The organism is Crossiella sp. S99.2, assembly GCF_023094165.1.
Classification (GTDB): domain Bacteria; phylum Actinomycetota; class Actinomycetes; order Mycobacteriales; family Pseudonocardiaceae; genus Crossiella.
The window spans coordinates 12,719-30,995 of the sequence record NZ_JALMDK010000025.1 but is presented as its reverse complement, the minus strand read 5'-3'; the positions used below and the strand labels follow the sequence as shown (position 1 = coordinate 30,995).

Annotated in this window: 10 protein-coding genes, 1 pseudogene and 1 CRISPR repeat array; of the genes and pseudogenes, 8 read left to right on the top strand and 3 right to left on the bottom strand. The window is 67.1% G+C overall.

Features of this window, described 5'->3' with window-relative positions:
- Positions 1-28: 28 nt before the first annotated feature.
- The 3 genes from MZC64_RS45940 to MZC64_RS45930 all read left to right on the top strand — a co-directional run bounded on the left by MZC64_RS45940 (position 29) and on the right by MZC64_RS45930 (position 3,040).
- Positions 29-685, top strand: a complete 657-nt coding sequence (locus tag MZC64_RS45940; protein ID WP_247765976.1) for a hypothetical protein — start codon at positions 29-31, stop codon at positions 683-685.
- Positions 686-777: 92 nt separating this feature from the next.
- On the top strand, positions 778-2,142 hold the full coding sequence (locus tag MZC64_RS45935) for a DDE-type integrase/transposase/recombinase (protein ID WP_247765977.1): 1,365 nt from the start codon (positions 778-780) through the stop codon (positions 2,140-2,142).
- An 85-nt stretch (positions 2,143-2,227) separates the two neighbouring features.
- Positions 2,228-3,040 (top strand): AAA family ATPase, encoded by an 813-nt coding sequence (locus MZC64_RS45930; RefSeq protein WP_247765978.1) that lies wholly within the window; start codon positions 2,228-2,230, stop codon positions 3,038-3,040.
- 377 nt (positions 3,041-3,417) lie between these two features.
- Here the strand turns inward: MZC64_RS45930 and fxlM are convergent, their stop codons facing one another.
- From fxlM to MZC64_RS45915, 3 genes are all read right to left on the bottom strand, one after another.
- Entirely contained in the window at positions 3,418-4,653 is a 1,236-nt protein-coding gene (gene fxlM / locus MZC64_RS45925) for a methyltransferase, FxLD system (RefSeq protein WP_247765979.1), read from the bottom strand.
- A gap of 329 nt (positions 4,654-4,982) precedes the next feature.
- On the bottom strand, positions 4,983-5,219 hold the full coding sequence (locus MZC64_RS45920; RefSeq protein WP_247765980.1) for a CHC2 zinc finger domain-containing protein: 237 nt from the start codon (positions 5,217-5,219) through the stop codon (positions 4,983-4,985).
- A 380-nt stretch (positions 5,220-5,599) separates the two neighbouring features.
- Positions 5,600-6,667, bottom strand: a complete 1,068-nt coding sequence (locus MZC64_RS45915) for a hypothetical protein (protein ID WP_247765981.1) — start codon at positions 6,665-6,667, stop codon at positions 5,600-5,602.
- 599 nt (positions 6,668-7,266) lie between these two features.
- On the opposite strand from MZC64_RS45915, the gene MZC64_RS45910 reads away from it, so the two are divergent.
- The 5 genes and pseudogenes from MZC64_RS45910 to MZC64_RS45890 all read left to right on the top strand — a co-directional run bounded on the left by MZC64_RS45910 (position 7,267) and on the right by MZC64_RS45890 (position 18,247).
- Complete coding sequence (locus MZC64_RS45910; RefSeq protein ID WP_247765982.1) at positions 7,267-8,754, top strand: DUF2397 domain-containing protein; 1,488 nt, start codon at positions 7,267-7,269, stop codon at positions 8,752-8,754.
- A complete protein-coding gene (locus tag MZC64_RS45905; protein WP_247765983.1) occupies positions 8,751-10,031 on the top strand; it encodes a DUF2398 family protein in 1,281 nt (426 codons plus the stop codon). Before MZC64_RS45910 ends, MZC64_RS45905 begins: the two co-directional genes overlap by 4 nt.
- Positions 10,031-14,455: an SbcC/MukB-like Walker B domain-containing protein gene (locus MZC64_RS45900; protein WP_247765984.1), complete on the top strand. Its 4,425-nt coding sequence runs from the start codon at positions 10,031-10,033 to the stop codon at positions 14,453-14,455. The genes MZC64_RS45905 and MZC64_RS45900 overlap by 1 nt, the downstream gene beginning before the upstream one ends.
- A gap of 30 nt (positions 14,456-14,485) precedes the next feature.
- Positions 14,486-15,703 (top strand): TIGR02679 domain-containing protein, encoded by a 1,218-nt coding sequence (locus tag MZC64_RS45895; RefSeq protein WP_247765985.1) that lies wholly within the window; start codon positions 14,486-14,488, stop codon positions 15,701-15,703.
- 544 nt (positions 15,704-16,247) lie between these two features.
- Positions 16,248-17,318: a CRISPR direct-repeat array (repeat unit 30 nt; unit sequence GTCCTCATCTCCCCTACGAGGGGTGGCAAC).
- Positions 17,319-17,467: 149 nt separating this feature from the next.
- Positions 17,468-18,247, top strand: a pseudogene (locus MZC64_RS45890) (IS5 family transposase).
- Positions 18,248-18,277 lie beyond the last annotated feature (30 nt).

Sequence of the window (18,277 nt, the reverse complement as noted above, 5' to 3'; positions counted from 1 at the left end):
CAGTGCCCGGCGGCACCGTGAACACGTCGTGACCAGCAAGGACGCCCCAGTCATACCGGCCAGGGGCGTCGGGTGCGTTCGGGAGTTCGTGCACGTGGTGACCGTGGGAGCCGACACCGGTGGTGTCGAGGCGATGCTGGGAGCGGGCCGGCTGGCCTGCCCGGAGTGTTCGGGCCGGCTGACCGCGTGGGGGTGGGGACGACCCCGCACCCTGCGCGGACCCGGCCAGGCGCTGCCGTTGCGACCACGCCGAACCCGCTGCTCGGGCTGCTTGCGCACCCACATACTGCTGCCCGCCACCGTGCTGCTGCGCCGGGCCGATCAGGTCGTGGTGATCGGCGCCGGCTTGGAGCTGGCCGCGACCGGGCACGGCCACCGGCGCGTCGCCGCGCTGCTCGACCGCCCCGCCTCCACCGTCCGTGGCTGGCTACGGCGCCTGGCCGGCCGGGCCGAGCGGGTCGCCGCGAGGTTCACCAGCTGGCTGGTCGCGCTGGTCGACGACCCGGCGCGGGCACTGCCGTCCCCGGCTGGGACACCCCTGGGCGACGCGGTCGCGGCGATGATCGGGTTCGTCCACGCGGTCCGGGCGCGGTTCTCGGTCCCCACCGCGCCGATCTGGCCCGTGGTCAGCGCGGCCTGCCACGGCCAGCTGCTCACCCCCGGCTGGCCTGCCGCGAACGGCTGAGTGGATCAACACGAATTGACCCTTTCGGGTGACACGGGTGGTGGTTGACCCTTCCGAGCGGCCATGCCCCATCACCGGAAGGGAGCAGCGCGTTGGCGTTGCAGGACGAGGACGAGCAGCGGCGGGCCGAACGCGCCCACCAGGTCGCGCTGTTCCGCTACCAGTTGATCCGCGAGGCCGCGGACACCGCGTTATCCGCGCGGCAGCGCGGCGCGCTGGTCCGGGCGATCGCGGCCACCACCCACACCGACCCGTTCGGCAAGCCGGTCCGGGTCTCCCGCAACACCCTGGACCGCTGGCTGCGGGCCTGGCGCTCTGGCGGGTTCGACGCGCTGCTGCCCCCGACCCGGCAGGTCACCCCGCGCACCCCGACCGAGGTGTTGGACCTGGCCGCGGCGCTCAAGCGGGAGAACCCCGCCCGCACCACCGCCCAGGTGGTCCGCATCCTGGCGCAGCACCTGGGCTGGGGCCCGTCCTACCGCACGATCCACCGCCACTTCCAGCGGCTGGAGCTGATCACCCGTCCGGACGGGAGCCCGCCGGCGGCGTTCGGCCGGTTCGAGGCCGACCGCCCCAACGAGCTCTGGATCGGGGATGCGTTGCATGGCCCCAGGATTGCCGGCCGCAAGACCTACCTGTTCGCCTTCGTCGATGACCACAGCAGGATGATCGTCGGGCACCGGTGGGGCGGCGCGGAGGACACCGTCCGCCTGGCCGCCGCCCTGCGCCCCGCATTGGCCGCGCGCGGGGTCCCCGAGGGTGTCTACGTCGACAACGGCAGCGCGTTCGTCGACGCCGCGCTGCTGCGGGCCTGCGCCCGGCTGGGTATCAAGCTGATCCACTCCACCCCGGGGCGGCCGCAGGGACGCGGGAAGATCGAACGTTTGTTCCGCACGGTTCGGGAGCAGTTCCTGGTCGAGGTCGACCCAGAGCGGATCAGCGACCTGGCGGAGTTGAACCGGTTGTTCACCGCCTGGGTCGAGCAGGTCTATCACCGGCGGGTGCACTCCGAGACCGGTGCGCAGCCCTGGGAGCGCTGGAACGACGGGGCACCGTTCCCGCAGCCCACCCCGGCCGCGCTGCGGGAGGCCTTCCGCTGGTCGGAGCGCCGCACGGTCACCAAGACCGCCACGGTGTCCTTGCACTCCAACATCTACGAGGTCGATCGGTCCCTGGTCGGGCGCAAGGTCGAGTTGGTGTTCGACCCGTTCGACCTGGTCGAGATCGAGGTCCGTTACCAGGACAGGCCGTTCGGGTTGGCCCGGCCGCACCAGCTGTCCCGGCACGCCCATCCCAAGGCGCGTCCGGAGACCCCGGCCGCCGAGTCGGCGCCGGCCACCGGGATCGACTACCTGCGGTTGATCGACACCGCCCGCACCAGTGACCTGGCGGGACGGATCAATTACACCGCCCTGGTCGGCCACGAGCCCGACGGTGACGGGGAGCAGCAGCGGTGAACCCTGGCGAGGACAGCATGGATGCCTTGCGGGACAAGGACACCATGAAGTGGGACTTGGTTGGACAGTGGGAGAGGGACACGCGGTGATTGACAAGATCCAGGGGTTCTACGGGTTCACCCGCATGCCCTTCCGGCGTGATCTCGCCCCGAGCATGCTGCACCGGCATGCCGGGCATGCCCAGGCGGCGGCGCGGATCACCTGGTGTATCGCCGAACGCGCTCTCGGGGTGATCACCGGCGAGGTCGGCGCCGGCAAGACGGTGGCCACCAGGGCGGCGTTGGCCGCGCTGGACGCGCCCCGGCACACGGTGATCTATCTGCCCAATCCGGCGGTCGGGGTGACTGGCATCCACCACGCCATCGTCACCGCCCTCGGGGGTGTTCCCCGCCCGCACCGCTCCACGCTGATCCCGCAGGCCGCTGACGCGCTGGCCACCGAATACGCCGAGCGAGGACGGGTTCCCGTCGTCGTGATCGATGAGGCCCACCTGCTCGACCATGAACAACTCGAAGCGATCAGGATGCTGACCAACCACGACATGGACTCCACCAGTCCGATGGCCTGTCTGCTGATCGGGCAGCCGACCCTGCGTCGCAAGATCGGCCTGGGCATGCTGGCCGCGCTCGATCAGCGCATCGCCATCCGTTACAACATCCCGCCCATGACCGGGGTCGAGACCGCGTCCTACCTGGGACACCACCTCGGGTTGGCCGGCCGCAAGGACACCTTGTTCTCCGAGGACGCGGTCACGTTGATCCATGACACTGCCCGCGGTTACCCCCGCGCGGTCAACAATCTCGCGCTGTCCTCGTTGCTGGCGGCCTATTCCGAGGACAAGGGCATCGTCGATGAGTCCTCCGCCCGCGCCGCGATCGCCGAGGTCATCACCGAGTGAGTACGGCACCTTGGGGACCGCAGTGACAGCGTGAACACGACACGCCCGGCCGGAACACCACCGGCCGGGCGTTCTCGTCCCAGCCGATCCCCGCCGCCAACGGCACGCTCATCACCAACTTAAACGGCACTCAACACGTGGACGCCGCCTCCGATCTCGTTGCGGCTCCCGTCCTCCTCCGCCACGCCTGTCAGTGTGTCGCCATTCCGCGCTGGCGGTGGGGTGTGGAGCCGAGACCACCCACATGTATCACCCGACCACCTCCGCGACTCGTGCCGCTGTGAACCAGGCTTGAGGTGGAATTCCCCACGCACGGCAAGAAGCTGAGCGGATCGCGCTCTGGTCTTATACGCCAAGAGGTTCGATGGCAGAGGCAACTACTGCCAGATGGCGGTCAGGCGATGGTGCGGCCGGTCGAGGACGAACTTCCCAGCCTGCGGATCGTGGGTGCCGGTCGGTGAAATCTCGAACTGGACGGTGGGGATTCGCTGTTGCTCACCCCAGGTGCGGACTTCGCCAGCCACGTGGTCGGCGAATGCGGATCCCGCGGCGCTGTGGCCGATGACTCCGATCTCCATGATCTTGCCGCCGTTCTCGGTGTGTCCGGCACGACGCCAGGTCAGGTAGGCGAGTTCACCCTCGCCGGGCACGGCCATCGTGTATGCACGGAACATCGGTTTCACCAGTCCGGCTTCGACTGCGGCTGGGTCGACGAACAGTGAGCAGAGGCTGGCGTCCAACACGCACGCGAGCCGGAGGTAGAGCCACTCCAGCGACTGCATCGGGCCGAATGTGACACCGGTCCACGCCTCGAACCGGGGAAGTGTGAGCACCCCCATCAATTCGGCCGGGTTGATGGCGTGTTCCTGGTGGAGCTGGAGTGTCACCGCGTTGTCAGCGGTCAGCGGGATCCTCCTCCGTGGGTCGTCGGCGATCCCGCTACGCAGAGGCACGAAGCTGCACATCTTGTGGTCCACGCTGCGCCAGAGGCCGTCCTCATCGCGCTCGAAGGCGATCGAGCGGGAGACGCTGCCGCGGATCCGTGTGGGCACCACCAGCCTTCCGGTTGGTGCGAGTTGTGCAAGCCAGGCCTCCGGGATGCCCCACGCGCCCACGGTGGCCACGATCCGGTCATACGGGGCACCCGGTCCGTAGCCGAGTGCGCCGTCACCGAGCACGACCTCCACATTGCCGACTCCGGCGGCGGCCAGCCTCTCGCGTGCCTGCTCGACGATGTCCGCGTCGACATCGATCGCCGTGACGTGTCCGTGCGGTCCCGCTAGGTACGCGAGCACCGCGGCGTTGTAGCCAGTGCCGGCGCCGATCTCCAGGACACGGTGGCCTAGCTGAACATCCAGCTGTCCCAGCTGGAGCGCGACGATCGACGGCTGCGACAAACAGCTCAGAACCTGCTCGTCATCGCTCCACTTCGTGACCACGATGGAGTTCTCATAGGCTTGCTCAAGCGTGGCGTCGGGAACAAAGAGATGGCGATCGACGGCACGCAGTGCCTGCTCAGCCCTCGGGCTGAGGGTGTACCCAGCGTCTGTGATCTTCGTGATCATCGCATCCTGCAGAAGCTCGGGCGAAGTCTCGGCGGCAGTGCCGTTCATCGGAATCTTTCGTGTAGGTGAGGACCAGGGCACCGGTCTACAGGGCGGGTTGTCACGGCCAAACCAGTGCGACAGCGGGTTCTGCTATCCCTTGGACAGTTGTGGGGACACCTGCCCGCCACGGCTGAAACGGTTCATGACACTGATGTGGCGGGGAGGAACAGCGGACCACGAGCATGCGGCAAGGGGCGAGCTGGTCGAACCCAACGGGGGCACACCCCTGCCCCGTTGCAACGACGATCGTGAGATCGCCGAGGAGGAGGCCGCATCGTCGGTGGGGCAAGGGGTTCAGCAGACTCACTCCTGGCACAACCTCCTGGGCCCGAGAGTCACACGTCGCGTTGGACCTTGGTTGCGAAAGCGCGGGAGTCACCGCCGTCGCCACATCCGAAGCAGTGGTAGGTGCCGTGTGCAGGGCGCACCACAAATGCCGTGGAGTTACAGAACGGGCAATCACCTTGGAGCTGGCCGTGCACGGTGGGACGCAACGTTGTGTGCTGTTCTATGAGGTCAGCGATGCCCTGTGAGCCGGGCGGTTCGGGAGCGGGCAACGCGGTGCGGGCCATAACATTCACGGTAGCCTCCGGTCCTGACATCCGCGGCGAAGCTGCCATGACCAGGCAGCACTGCGCGACCCGGCCGGCGAAGCAGACGACGGTTCCGGTGAGGGGTCGGGACATCACCGGGGCGGGTGATGCGGCGGCGCGGTGGCTTGCGAGGCCCAGGTGCCTGTCGTCGCGGCGTCATGGGGGCTGGGGAAGCAGGTTCTGGGCGCACCGCATCACGCAGGAGCGGTCGACCGATCGTGTGGCGATTGAACCTCACGTTCCAGGGCACCCAGGTCCCGGGGCTGGTTCACGGCATTCGAGGCGGTTCCCGCCAGCACGCTCGCTCTGTGGTGTCCGCGCCAACCACACCGCAAGGGGGCGCGCCCGTGTCCTTGCGATCAGTCTGGCTTGGCCGGTGTGGAGCGAACCCAGGCTCTCGGCTTCGCTCCGCTGAGCAGAAACGTCCTGAATTCGGTTCGCGTAGCGGCGAGATCGACAGGGTGGCCTGCGAGGCCGCTCAGGAGGTCATGAACCGGCCAAGTGGCGACGTGACCGTAGCGGGCGTTGAACAGCATGATCTCGCGGATCTTGAATGCGTCCTGGAAGTCCAGGAGCACGTAGCCGATCATCTGGAACAAGGTCTGGCTGTCGAGCGTCGCATAGCGGCTACCGTCTTTGCGTTTGCTTCCCAGCAACGTCTTGATCTCAACGAGGGTGCCTGCTGCGATCAGGTCCGCGTCGGCGTTCAGGAGCACCGAGCCGTCGAAAGTGGGACTAATGGCCCAGCGCCCGACATACCCGGCCAGTGCGGGCAGGAGAACCGCTTCGGCTTGCCGTCGAAGCGCGGCGAGTTGGTCAAGTGCCACGCTGGAGGCCATGTCCAGCAGGTGGTGGCCGGTGACCGTTGTCGGGTCAACCGCGGCGAGCGGGGAGCGCTCGATCGCAACGCCACGCCCCAACTCGGTGAGCAAGGCCAACGCCCAGCATCCTCGCGCGAGCAGCTCGGGATCGACCGCAGTCCCAGCGTGGGGCCCGTCGAACTCGCTCACCCTGTCCTGGCCGCCTCGGGTGTCCTCGCTGGGTGCTCGTGTTGCCAGGATGCCGGCGAGTTCGGCCAGTGCACGCGGCATCCGGTGGCCGCATCTGCCTGCTCCGACGGCCGGCAGGTGGAGGTCGGGGTGGGGGCAGAGGAGGAAGTCGACCAGCCAGTCGAAGGCGCCGCCGACCGTGCCCATACCGCCACCGAGTGCCTCCGTGCTAGCTGGCACGACCAGAGCACCGACAGAATCCTTGTACCGTTGAAAGACTGTCTTGGTGTTCGGGAATAGGTCGGCGAAGAATCCCTTCAGCGGAGAACCTGGCTGTTTCAGCGCCTCTGTGAGCGCCGGCCAGCCACTGCTGAAATGAAGCTCCAGCTTGGGTCCTCCACCGGCATTCCGAGCCACGGCGCCGTCGAAGTTCGTCATGGGCGGGAACGTAACAGCCGGTACCGACAGATCCGGATTGCCGACGAACCGGTGTCCAGGACACGACCTCCTTCCCAGTCGGCTGGCGTCTCATCCCGGCCGAATCGAGGGCTTGAAGGGGTTCATCACCCGAAACGAGCAACGCGACCATCCCAACAGTCAGGCTGCGCTGGCGGCAGATGTCGGTATCTCTGCGTCGTCATCTGCATATTCTTCGCCCATCACCTGGCGGCCGCGGTGACATGCAAGAATATTTACCTAGGTTATCCATGGGCGTATGGCTACTCCATGAATCGCAGTCGCCGATCTGGATCACCGCGATGGATGATTGCCGGGAGTACATCAACCATGCAGCAACACTCGCCGTCACTCTCTGCTACTCGAACAGGCGTGTGAACCGAGGTGCTGTCGGTGTCGATGCCTAGCGTGAACTCCGTGGAGACCTGGCCGCAACTGCCCGACAGCGTCCGTCCGAACACGACGGCGCGCGCCGTCGTGACACCACCCTGCAGCGACCAGTGAGCGCGGGCGGCGAACGTGAGCGGGCGCCGGAGCAGCCGGGGCTGCGCCGGTGGGAGTTGGCTGGCTTCCCCGGCCGGATGGAGATCGCGAGCTACCTGACCGCGCAAGACCATGCCGCTCAGTACCGCCTGATCGTCGACGTGCTCTTCGAGGCACAGGCGGTGACGCTGACCGGAGTGGGTCGCGATGAGCTGCTGGCGGCTCTTGGTGAACGCGTCGAATCCGTCGTCGGTGTACCGCGGGCCAGAGACCTGCTCACTCTGCCGGTGCTGGACCTGGACGCCCGCATGCAGCAGCTGGCCAAGTGGGGAGTGGTGCACAGCTGGCAGGACCAGGCGCGCACGGAAGCGGACTTCGTCCGGTCCCGGGATCGCTACCAGCTCACGACTGACGCGGCTGACTTGCACGGATGGCTGCGGGAACGTGGTGATGATCAGTCGGCGATGACCTCCGCCGCGGCGTTCGCGCCTGCCGTGATCGCTGACCGCCTCAACGAGGTGCTGGAGGCGGTCACGGGCAAGGACTATCCGGCGGCGGCTCAGGCGTGGTCGCAGGTCGGTACCACGCTCAAGACCATGGCCGATGCCGCGCGTGTGTGGCAATCACGCATGGCCTCGGCGCTGGCCGGTGCACCGGATGAAGGCAAGATCGAGCGGTTGCGGGAGACGGTGATGTCCTACATCACCGTGTGGGGTGCCGGAATCGACACCTACACCGCCCGGATCCGGGATGCGGTGGGAGAGCTGGACCGGCTGGGGCCGCAGCTGTGGCGAGAGGTCGCAGTGGTCGGCCTGGACCCGGGTGCCGGCGAGGAGCTGATCTCGAAGATGGCGCAGGTCCACGAGGCTGGGGTGGACACGCTGCGTGCGTGGTTTGCCGGCCCGGACACTCAAGCTTCGCGCTTGCGTCGCCAGGTCCGCAACGCGGTCTCGCCGTTGCTGCGTGGCACTCGCGCGTTGCTCTCCACTGGCGGGCACATCACACGGCAGGCCGAATTGTTCCGGGTCGCGGCCGCGATTGAGGAGGCCCCCGATGACCAGGCTGCGTGGCGAATGTGGTGTCAGACCACCGGGCAGTGGTCTGCCCAGCACCTGCCCGGTGAGTCGGCTGATCCGCCGGTGGGGGCCGCACGGACCTCGTTCTGGGAGGCGCCGCCGGTACCGATCGACGCTGTCGCGCGCCAGCGCGCCCGTGGCAGCAGCGGTGGTCCTGCGGGGCAGGTGCCCAATCGCCGGGTAGCCCGGGATCAGGCGCGGTGGCTGTTGGATCAGCAGCGCCGGGAACAGTCCGCCGCCGAGGACCTGCTGGCGGCACGCTCGGGCAGCGCGCTGTCCTCGTGGGCGCCGCTGGGACTGGGGGAGGCTGCGCTGTTCTGGGGCATTCTGGCCGCGGTCGGCTCAGCACGCACGACGCAGGAGTCCCAGGTGCGCAGGGTCACCACCGCCGACGGACGGTGGCAGGTCATCGCCCATCCTCCGGCCAGGCCAACGGAGTCCGCCTGTGTACGCACACCTGCCGGCGACATTGTCTGTCCGGATTGGACATTGGAGTTGATCCCGGCATGACGGTTCGGGTCTATGACGAGCTTCCCCAGGCGGTCAGGCTGCACAGCGCGCAGCGGGCCTGGTTGGGGTTGCTGGCTTTCCCGATACTGACATATCAGACCAATCCGCGGCTCTACCGCGCGGTGCTGGACAATCGCGGCCACCTGACCCGGTGGGCGGCGCGGGTCGGGTACAGGCTGACCACCTCGGTCGGGGTCGTTCGCTTGCATCGCGACCCGGCGGGACCGGAGTTGACCGCTGCTCCGGTGATGGTGGAGCCGCCGTCGCGTCGGGAACTGGTGCTGCGGATCGTGCTGGCCGCCGCGTGCGAAGAGATCACCGGCACGACCACCGTGCAGTACCTCTCCGATGCGGTTCGGGCAGCCTCGGTCAATCCCGCGTGCAAGATCAAGCCCTACAACCCCCATCCGGACAAGGAGGAGGGCCGCCGGAGGGCTCGAGCCGAACGGCAGACCTTCCTCAAGGCGGTCGATCACCTCGTCGACTGCGGTGTGCTGATTCGCCGGACCTCCGACGACGGGCTACTCCGTCAGTGGGAAGACGAGGGCCAGGGCATCGGTGGTGGCTTCGAGGTCAACTCGGATGCCTTGCTGCAGTTCATCGATCCGCACACCGTGCACCGGGTGTTCACAGTGGAGGGTCAGGACCTGGAGGAGGTGCGCACGGCGACACGACGCCAGCGCATGCTCCGCCACCTGCTGGAAGACACCGCCTTGCTGTACGGCGATCTCCATCCCGACGACGCCGATTACGCTCGGGCGCAACGGTCCTCGCTTGCTGCCGCGGCCGCGGAGATGAGCGGCGGCACGGTGGAGGTCCGGGCAGAGGGATTACTCCTTCGGTTGCCGCAGGACTGCCCTGCCGGCATGGTCCTGGCCTTCCCCGGCAGCAAACGCTCCGCCTGGTTCGCCCTCAACATCCTCGATGGGGTGCTCACCGCGGGCCCCTCACCTGATGGCGCCGGCCGGATCACGGTCACCTCGGAGGTCATTGATCAGGTCACCGCCGAGGTCCGCATCCGCTGTGCCGAGGCGCTGACCGAGGACCTGCGCGGCGGCACAGGCAGCCTCCGGACCGCGGTCGAGCCGATCCTCCAGGCCCTGGGTGTGGTGCGCATCAGCGCGAACAAGGGCTGGACAGTGCTGCCCACCGCCGCGCGCTTCCGCAATCCCCGCCTCAGCTACCAGCCCGCGCTGCCCACAGACGAGCTCCTCCCCGACCCCGCGGATTCCCCGGCCACTCCCCCACCCACGACGCGCGAGACGGATACCCCCTAATGACTCAGGCCCAGGTCGAGAACAACCCGTCCGAGGGGGCAACCGCGCTCCTGCGGTGGAGGGAGCAAGCCGAACAGGGCGGACTCCCGGTGCCGCACCGCTCGCGGTGGCAACCGTTGCGGGTCGGCGTGGTCAACCTGTGGGAGTTCGACCGCGCCGAAGCCTGGTTCGCCGACGGCCGATTGCAACTGGCCGGCGCCAACGAGACCGGCAAGTCCACCTTGATGACACTGACCACTCTGTTGCTCTTCGCCGGTGATGTCTCCTCCTACAACATCGACACCCTCGGATCCTCCACCAAACGGTTCCGCTTCTACATCGAGCCGTCAGAGCACACCCTGGACCGGCGTGAGAAGAACGCCAAGAAGTATCGCGGCTGGGCCTGGGCCGAATACGGCCGACTGACCCAGGACGGACCGGAGTTCTTCACCACGCTGCTCTTCGCCCAGGCCCGAACTGGGGACAACGACATCCCCCCGACATGGTGCACCCTGCTGGGCAGCCACCGTGTGCGGTCCGGACTGACCCTCGTCGAGTCCGGCTATCCCGTCGATCCCGGCCAGGTCAAGACAGTCACCGGCTTCGAGCAGCACACCTCGGGTGAGAAGTACCGTGCCGCCATCGCACGCACCATGTTCGACGGGGACACCGCGGTGCTCACCCAGCTCACTCGCGTGCTGCGGGTGCTGCGCACACCCAAAATCGGCGCCCGGTTCGACATGGACAATCTCGCCACCGCCTTCCGTCACGCCCTCCCCGCCGTCGACGACAGCGAGATCGAACAGCTCTCCCAGGATTGGGACGAACTGGAACGGATGCGCACCGAGCAGGACAACGCTGAACAGGCCCTGGCCGCGATCACCCAGTTCATCAGTAAGTACTGGCTTCCCTGGGCGCACAGCGAAATCCGGCAAGCAGCCGACCCCGTGCTCGCCAGCCACAATTCTCTCACCGCAGCCCTGAAAAAGGAGAAGCGAGAACAGTCCACACTGGACACATGCACGGCGAACCTCGAGACGATCGACGGCAACATCACCGAGGCAGAGGGCAACCGGCAGAAGGCACAGACGCAGAAGGACGCCCTGCACAAATCGCAGGAGTACCTCACCGCGGCCAGCGCCACTGCCAGCGCACGCTCGCTGGCGGTGCAAGCCAGCAAGGCCGAGGTGCGCGCGGAGCTGGCCCAAGGACGTTTGAAGTCGGCCGGCACACATTTGAGTGAGGCCCGCTCTCATCGCGACACGGCCCAGGGCGATGCCACCGCTGCCACGGAAACGGTGCAACAGACCGGCCACGCTGTGATGAGCTCCGCGGCAGAAGCGGGATGCGGAACGCTGGCCGAAGAACTCGTTCAGCGCCGCGACATCGCCCGACTGCACCACCTCACCACTCATCGTCAGCAGCTCCTGGACCACCTCCGTGGCTTGTTCACCCAGCAAAGCCAGGCCGAGCAACTCGACGAGCATGCCGACAGTCAACTCAGCCGCAACAAGAGCCAGCATCTGAAGGCACAAGAGGCTTCGGACAAGGCCGAGGCGGACGTCGACGAGGCGGTCGCGGCCTTGGCCCATGACCTGTCCGGCTGGGCCACACAACTTCCCGAGAACCCACCCTCGGCTGACCTCGTGGAAAAGTGGATGGCCCAAGTCGCCACGATCGCCGGTGCGGCACAACCAGGTCCGGTACTCAGGGAACTCCTGCTGCGGCAACACTTTCTGCCCACCCAGTCCGATCTCACCGGCCAACAGCAGCGTCAGCGCCAGGAACTGACAGCGGCCCAGGCGACACAGGTGAAGGTGGCCCTCGAGATCGACACTCTCTCCAAGGAGAGCGAACCAAGTCCGCTGCAGCCAGCCTTGTGGTCGCGGCGGCCACGGTCCGCGGGGATCACCGAGTCCGGTGCACCGTTGTGGCGACTGGTGGACCCCATGCCCGCAACCACGCAGGAGCAGGTCGCCGTCCTGGAGGCGGCATTGGATGCGGCAGGTCTCCTGCAAGCGTGGATCACCCCAGACGGCACCTACCGACAGGCCCGAGAGGGCCACGAAGTCGTCTGGCAACTCGAAGCCGCGGACTCCACGCCTGAAGGTGCCCCGGGCCACGCGCCCGCCCCCGCTCTCGTGGGAATCCCCGAACAAGACACGCTGCGCTCGGTCCTGGCTCCCGCCGCCGATATCCCCGCCGAGTTGGCCACCGTGGTAGATCGACTGCTCTGCGGCGTGGCCTACATCGACACACTCCAGGATCACCCCGAGCCTGACGGCAAAGACCATCCCCCAACCACCAGCTCAAGCCAGGCCACAGCTCGGCCAGCGTCCGGGACACAGCGCGCCGTCATCGCAGCCGACGGTCACTGGCATCTCGCGGGCCTGCGCGGTCAGGCCGCGCCTGCCGGCGAGGGAGCGCAACTGCTGGGCACCGCCGCACGAGAAGCAGCCCGGCAACGCCGACTCAAGCACCTCCGGACCGAACTGGCCATTGCCGAGACCCAGGTCGAGGAGTTCACAGCCGCGCTCGCCGCGCTGACCCGCCGGCTGGAGACACTGGCCACCGCCTACCGCACTTCTCCCTCCGATACCGCAGTGGTGTCCTCAGTCCACGCAGCCCGCCAGGCCGCCGCACTCCTGAAGGCCAGTGCTGGGGAACTACGGCGGGCCCAGGAAGCGAAGACTGCGGCCCAGAAGGCCCTCGAGGAGGCCACCCGGGAGATCACGCTCTATGCCTCCGAGCACGAGATGCCCCGCCATGCCGAAGGCCTGAACTCCGTGGCCTCTGCGGTAGCGGCCTTGCGCACCAGCATCGGCGAATTCAACGCAGCCGCGCAACAGGAGATCACACTCAGCGCAGCGTTGACCCGAGCGCAGGAGACGCTGGGTCGCTGTGAAGCGGAATTCAGCAGTGAAACCAAGGCCGCCGGCACGGCGCAGGAGGAAGCCGAAGCTCTGCGCACCGAAGCAGAGGAGGCACGGGCGGCATTGTCCTTGGACGGGCAAGGAGTCCTTGAGCGAGCCGCCGCGCTGGAGACCGCGATCACCGGCCACACCACCACCTTGCGGACGCTGCGGGAGCAACAGCGTGCCCTGCTGGAGGAACGGATCGCCGCCCAGAGTGACCTGGACACCACGGCACGACACCGTCACGCCGTCCAGACCACCCACGGCGAGGCGGTGGCCTACTGGTGGCAACACCTGGACGCCGCGTTGCCTGCCCTGTGCGGCATCTCCGCTTCCCCCGACCGCACCCCCGAGGCCGCTCTGGGCGATGCCGAGTCCGCGGCTCGTCTGATCCCGATCCCCGGATGGGAACCAGGCACAGCTCAAGCCGCAACCCACGCACGGCGAAAGTGGGAGGCCCTGACCGGCCAGCTTCCTGCGCTGCGCTCCCGGCTGGAAGCCCTCTCCAGCCGGACAGCCAACCTCTCCGAACCCAACGACAGCAACCCGGCCCAGCTCCCCACAGTGGAACTGATCATCGACGGCTCCGGCCGACCGTACGCACCGCCCGTTGCAGCACGCACCCTGCAGGAACAACTCGCCCAGCTCAAAGCCAACTACGACGCGGAATTCGACCACGCCATCAACGAACTACTGGGCAGCACCTTCGTCGAACACCTCCGCGACCGACTGGTGGAAGTCGAATCGCTCCGCAAAAGCATCAACACCAAGCTCAAAGCCAGCCCTACCACCACCTCGGCGCTCACCCTGCGCCTGACACGAGTCCCGGTCTCGGCAGAACGCGACGCCAACGAGGTGCTCCAGGTCCTGGAAGAGGAAAGCGTCACGTTCCTGCCCGCGGCCACCCAGCACACGATCAAGCAGTTCCTGGCCGGACGGGTCGCCGAAGCACAGGAAGCTGCCCGTGCCCACGGGGAAACCGACTGGCGCAAACGCCTGGAACACACCCTGGACTACCGCCGCTGGTTCGACCTCAAGCTGGAATATCGCACCGCCTCAGCCGCCAAACCGAACTGGATCCCACTGGAACGCGCCGAACACGACACCTTCTCCGGAGGTGCGCGGGTGGTCACCCTGCTGGCGCCGTTCATCGCCGCATTGCAGGCCATGTACGACCAGCACCCCAACGCACCCCGGCTGATGTGGCTCGACGAGGCATTCGACGGCGTCGATCCCCCCAACAAGACCGCCCTGTTCAGGCTCCTTCGAGCATGCGACCTCGACTGGATGATGGCCGGTCCCGGCATGCTCGCCAACAATCCCGAAGTCCCCCTCGCCGCGATCGTCACTACCTGCCGCGCACCCAAACCGCTGCCCGGTGTGTTCCTCGAAACCATGCTGTGGAACGGCAAGACCACCAGCCACATCACGACACCCGATCCTGCTGATCTCCCCGAACTCCATCGAGCACTACCCGCCGGTGGACAAGCCATCACAGTGGAGGACGGCTTGTTCGACTCACCCCGATAACCTGCCCACCTCACACGCCCCGCCGCATCGATGAACCAGGACGACATGCCCACTGAGGACACCCGGCAGCCAGAGCCCGACTCCGCAGCCGTGACCCGATTCATGGACTGGGCCGCGCAGTCAGGCCCCGCCAAAGTCCTCTCCGCGCTGTGCGAACACCTTGAAGACGGCCACAGCTGGGGCCAGAGCACGTTGGCCATTGAGCTGACCGTCCAGGAACGGCGAGAGGTCCGGGCACTGCTGGGCACATCCTGGGACTCCTCTGGCCGTGGAGTGACCCCGCACATGATTAAGGCCAGGATGCTCAGGCAGGGACTCGATCCCGACGCGGCGCTACGCGTGTTCCTCGGGCGCGACCTGAACAACCGGCGTGAACAACGCCGCGAACAGCGTGCCAGCGCCGCCACTGAGCGCCAGCAAGCACTGGTGACCCTGTGCGAAGCCGGCATCGACTCGACAGCGGCGGAAACCTGGTTGCGGCGCAAAGGGTTGCCGCCCGCCGGCAACGGGCTACTCGTGGCGCTGGCGCAGTCCATCGCAGCTGTGTGGCGCCACCTGCCGTGGGGAGCCGACACGATCATGCTCAGCGTGCTCGCTGACGCCGCGCTTGATGACCCCCACGCGCTGGACCGCCGCTCCGGGCGACTCGGAGTGGACATCCTGCGTCTGGCCGACAGCACGGCATCCGAAGGCACAGACTTCGACATTGAGACGTGGCGCAGCGCGTGGGACGCCCTCGGCGTCATCTGCGATCCGTTGTCCTCCAAGGTGCTGACACTCAACCTCCCCCTCACAGGCGCCGCTACGGCCTGCGGCATCACCGCCGCGGCCAACCGGACTGGGGAGCCGGTCTGGCTGACCTGGCGCTCCCTCCAAGGCGGTTTCGCACTCGACGACGAACTCAGCGGGCAGGACAGGCGGGTGTACGTTTGTGAGAACCCCACTGTTGTCACAGCAGCCGCAGACGCTCTCGCCGCAGGCTCCTTTCCTCTGGTCTGTACCAACGGCGTTCCCAGCGGAGCGGTTCGTCATCTGCTGGCAGGCCTCGCCACCACTGGTGCACGGTTGTTCATCCGTGCCGACGACGACCCTGTGGGGCAAGCGATTGTGGAACAGTTGACAGCCCTGGTGCCAGGATCCTGCCTGTGGCGGTATGAACGGCGCTCGCCAGATCGGGCCGCGCAACGGCCGCTTTTTGAGGAACGAGTGCTCATCGATCTACTGGCCGACCTTGCCCGTTCTAGATGACAGCTTTTTCTTAACTGGCCAAGGAGACTGGCAACCCACCGAGCCAGCAGTGTCGGAGAACAGTTACAGAGGTGCACTCGCTGGAGCATCCGCAGGCAGGCCAACCAGCCTCGCGGCGCGTCACGGTGAGAGGGGAACGCAGGCACGATCGCCAGTGGGCTGCCGTTCTCATCTGCCTTGCGAACGCTCCCTGGCCGTGCCGGTTGACAAGGTCAGCTAGGCGGTGAAGCTGAGGCCGATAGACCCTACGGCAGGGCCAGGCGGTGCGTTCGCCTGCGATTTCGTCTCAGATCGCGGCTCTTTCCAGCGCACATGCCGGCCTGGGCCTGGGCGCATTTGGGCCGAGACCACCCACACAAGGCACCAAACGCCAGACACCTGTTCACAACCGGAGATTCGCTGCAGCCCTGCCTGAAAATGGGACGCATCCAGCCAGCAGCCAGCTATCCAAGCCTGTGTCCGCTCAGCATCGAGGCTGGCCAGCGCGGTAGGCTACGGCAGTGCGCCACGCACCCGCAGTGGCTGGTCGGCCCTTTACTCTCGGGTCCTCATCTCCCCTACGAGGGGTGGCAACGCGATGACGAGCACGTCGCCGTGGCGGAGGTCGGTGGTCCTCATCTCCCCTACGAGGGGTGGCAACCACGCTGCTCAGCCGCAGCAGTCCGGCGTCTCCGCGCGTCCTCATCTCCCCTACGAGGGGTGGCAACATCAGATCCACGATCGCATCCAGACGATCACGAGCGTCCTCATCTCCCCTACGAGGGGTGGCAACGCGCAGCCCAGGCGCGGGGTGATGGTCGGGGTGGTGTCCTCATCTCCCCTACGAGGGGTGGCAACATCGGGCTCAGGGCCCGTGCTGCGTTCGTGCTCGGGTCCTCATCTCCCCTACGAGGGGTGGCAACCTGAGTCCACCGCCATTGCCCTGGGCGATCGGGTGTCCTCATCTCCCCTACGAGGGGTGGCAACACGGTGTACGTGCTGGTACCGATCTGCCGCGCCAGGTCCTCATCTCCCCTACGAGGGGTAGCAACTGGCCGAAGCGGAGGCGGCCGGTCTTGCGCTGCAGGTCCTCATCTCCCCTATGAGGGGTGGCAACACCAGGATGACCTGGCCGCCGCTGGCCACGTCCCGGCTCCTCATCTCCCCTACGAGGGATGGCAACATGTAAACCAGGCCCGCGTCGGTGGCGTCACCATCGGTCCTCATCTCCCTTACGAGGGGTAGCAACGGGCGACTGCGAGTGCCAACCACAGGGGTGGACACGTCCTCATCTCCCCTACGGGGGGGTGACAACGAACAGTGGATTACGACCCGGACGCAGGCTCTGCAGGTCCCTCATCTCCCCATGAGGGGTGGCAACGCCAGCTCCTCCACGCCAAGGCCAGCGGCCCTGCGCGTTCTCATCTCCCCTACGAGGGGTAGCAACAGGTACTCCCCGAGGTAGTCCAGCTCGGTCGCGCTGTCGTCATTTCCCTTACGAGGGATGGCAATTCATCCGGATTCCGCGGGCTGGCCCCGACCGGGTAGAAGTCCCTATCTCCCTATGAGGGATGGCAACGGCTGGGTCAGGCGCCGTAGCGGTGGTGCCGAAAGTCCTCATCTCCCCGATCAGGGGTCGCAATGGCAGGTTCATGGACCTCGCTGGCCTCCAACTCGCTAACGCGGGCCGCGACGCTGGAGGCACCAGACAGGGCTTAGTGATCAGTTCAGAATGAGCTGGCGTGTCGGCTTTGCCAGCAGGACAGGACGTTTCAAGATTAGGGGATGCGCGAGGAGGTCCTGACCGACGAGCTGTGGGCTCGGCTGGAACCGTTGATCCCGGTGCGTCCGAGGCGCTTCCGTCATCCGGGTCGCAGGCGTGCCGACGACCGGGCCGGGTTGGAGGTCATCCTGTACGCGGTGCGCACCGGGATCGGCTGGAACCGGCTACCCACCACTCTGTTCGGCACCTCGGGCGCGACCTGTTGGCGGCGGTTGACCGAGTGGCACGAGGCCGGTGTCTGGCAGCAACTGCATGAGCGGCTGCTCGCCGAACTGCGCGTGGCCGGGCTGCTGGACCTCTCCGCCGCCCTGGTCGACTCCACCCATCTCCGCACGCTCAGAGGGACCACATCGGGCCGAGCCCAGTCGACCGGCGCAAGCCCGGCTCCAAGCACCACCTGATCACCGACGCCACCGGCATCCCCCTGGTCGTGACTCTGACCGGCGGCCACCGCAACGACGTCACCCAGCTGATCCCGCTGATCGACGCCATTCCTCCGATCCGTGGCGTGCTCGGCAAGCCCAGACGCCGACCGCGGCTACGATCACGACAAGTACCGCCGCCTGGTCCGCGCACGCGGCATCACCCCGGTCATCGCCCGGCGCGGAGTCGAACACGGCTCCGGTCTGGGCAGGGTCCGCTGGCCGGTGGAGCGCGCCTTCGCCTGGCTCAAGGGCTTCCGTCGACTCCGAGTCCGCACCGAGTGCCGAGCCGACGTCCACCAAGCGATACTCAGCCTGGCCTGCTTGATCATCTGCCTACGAAAACTCATTTTGAACTGATCACTTAGACAGCAACTCAACAACGTCGGC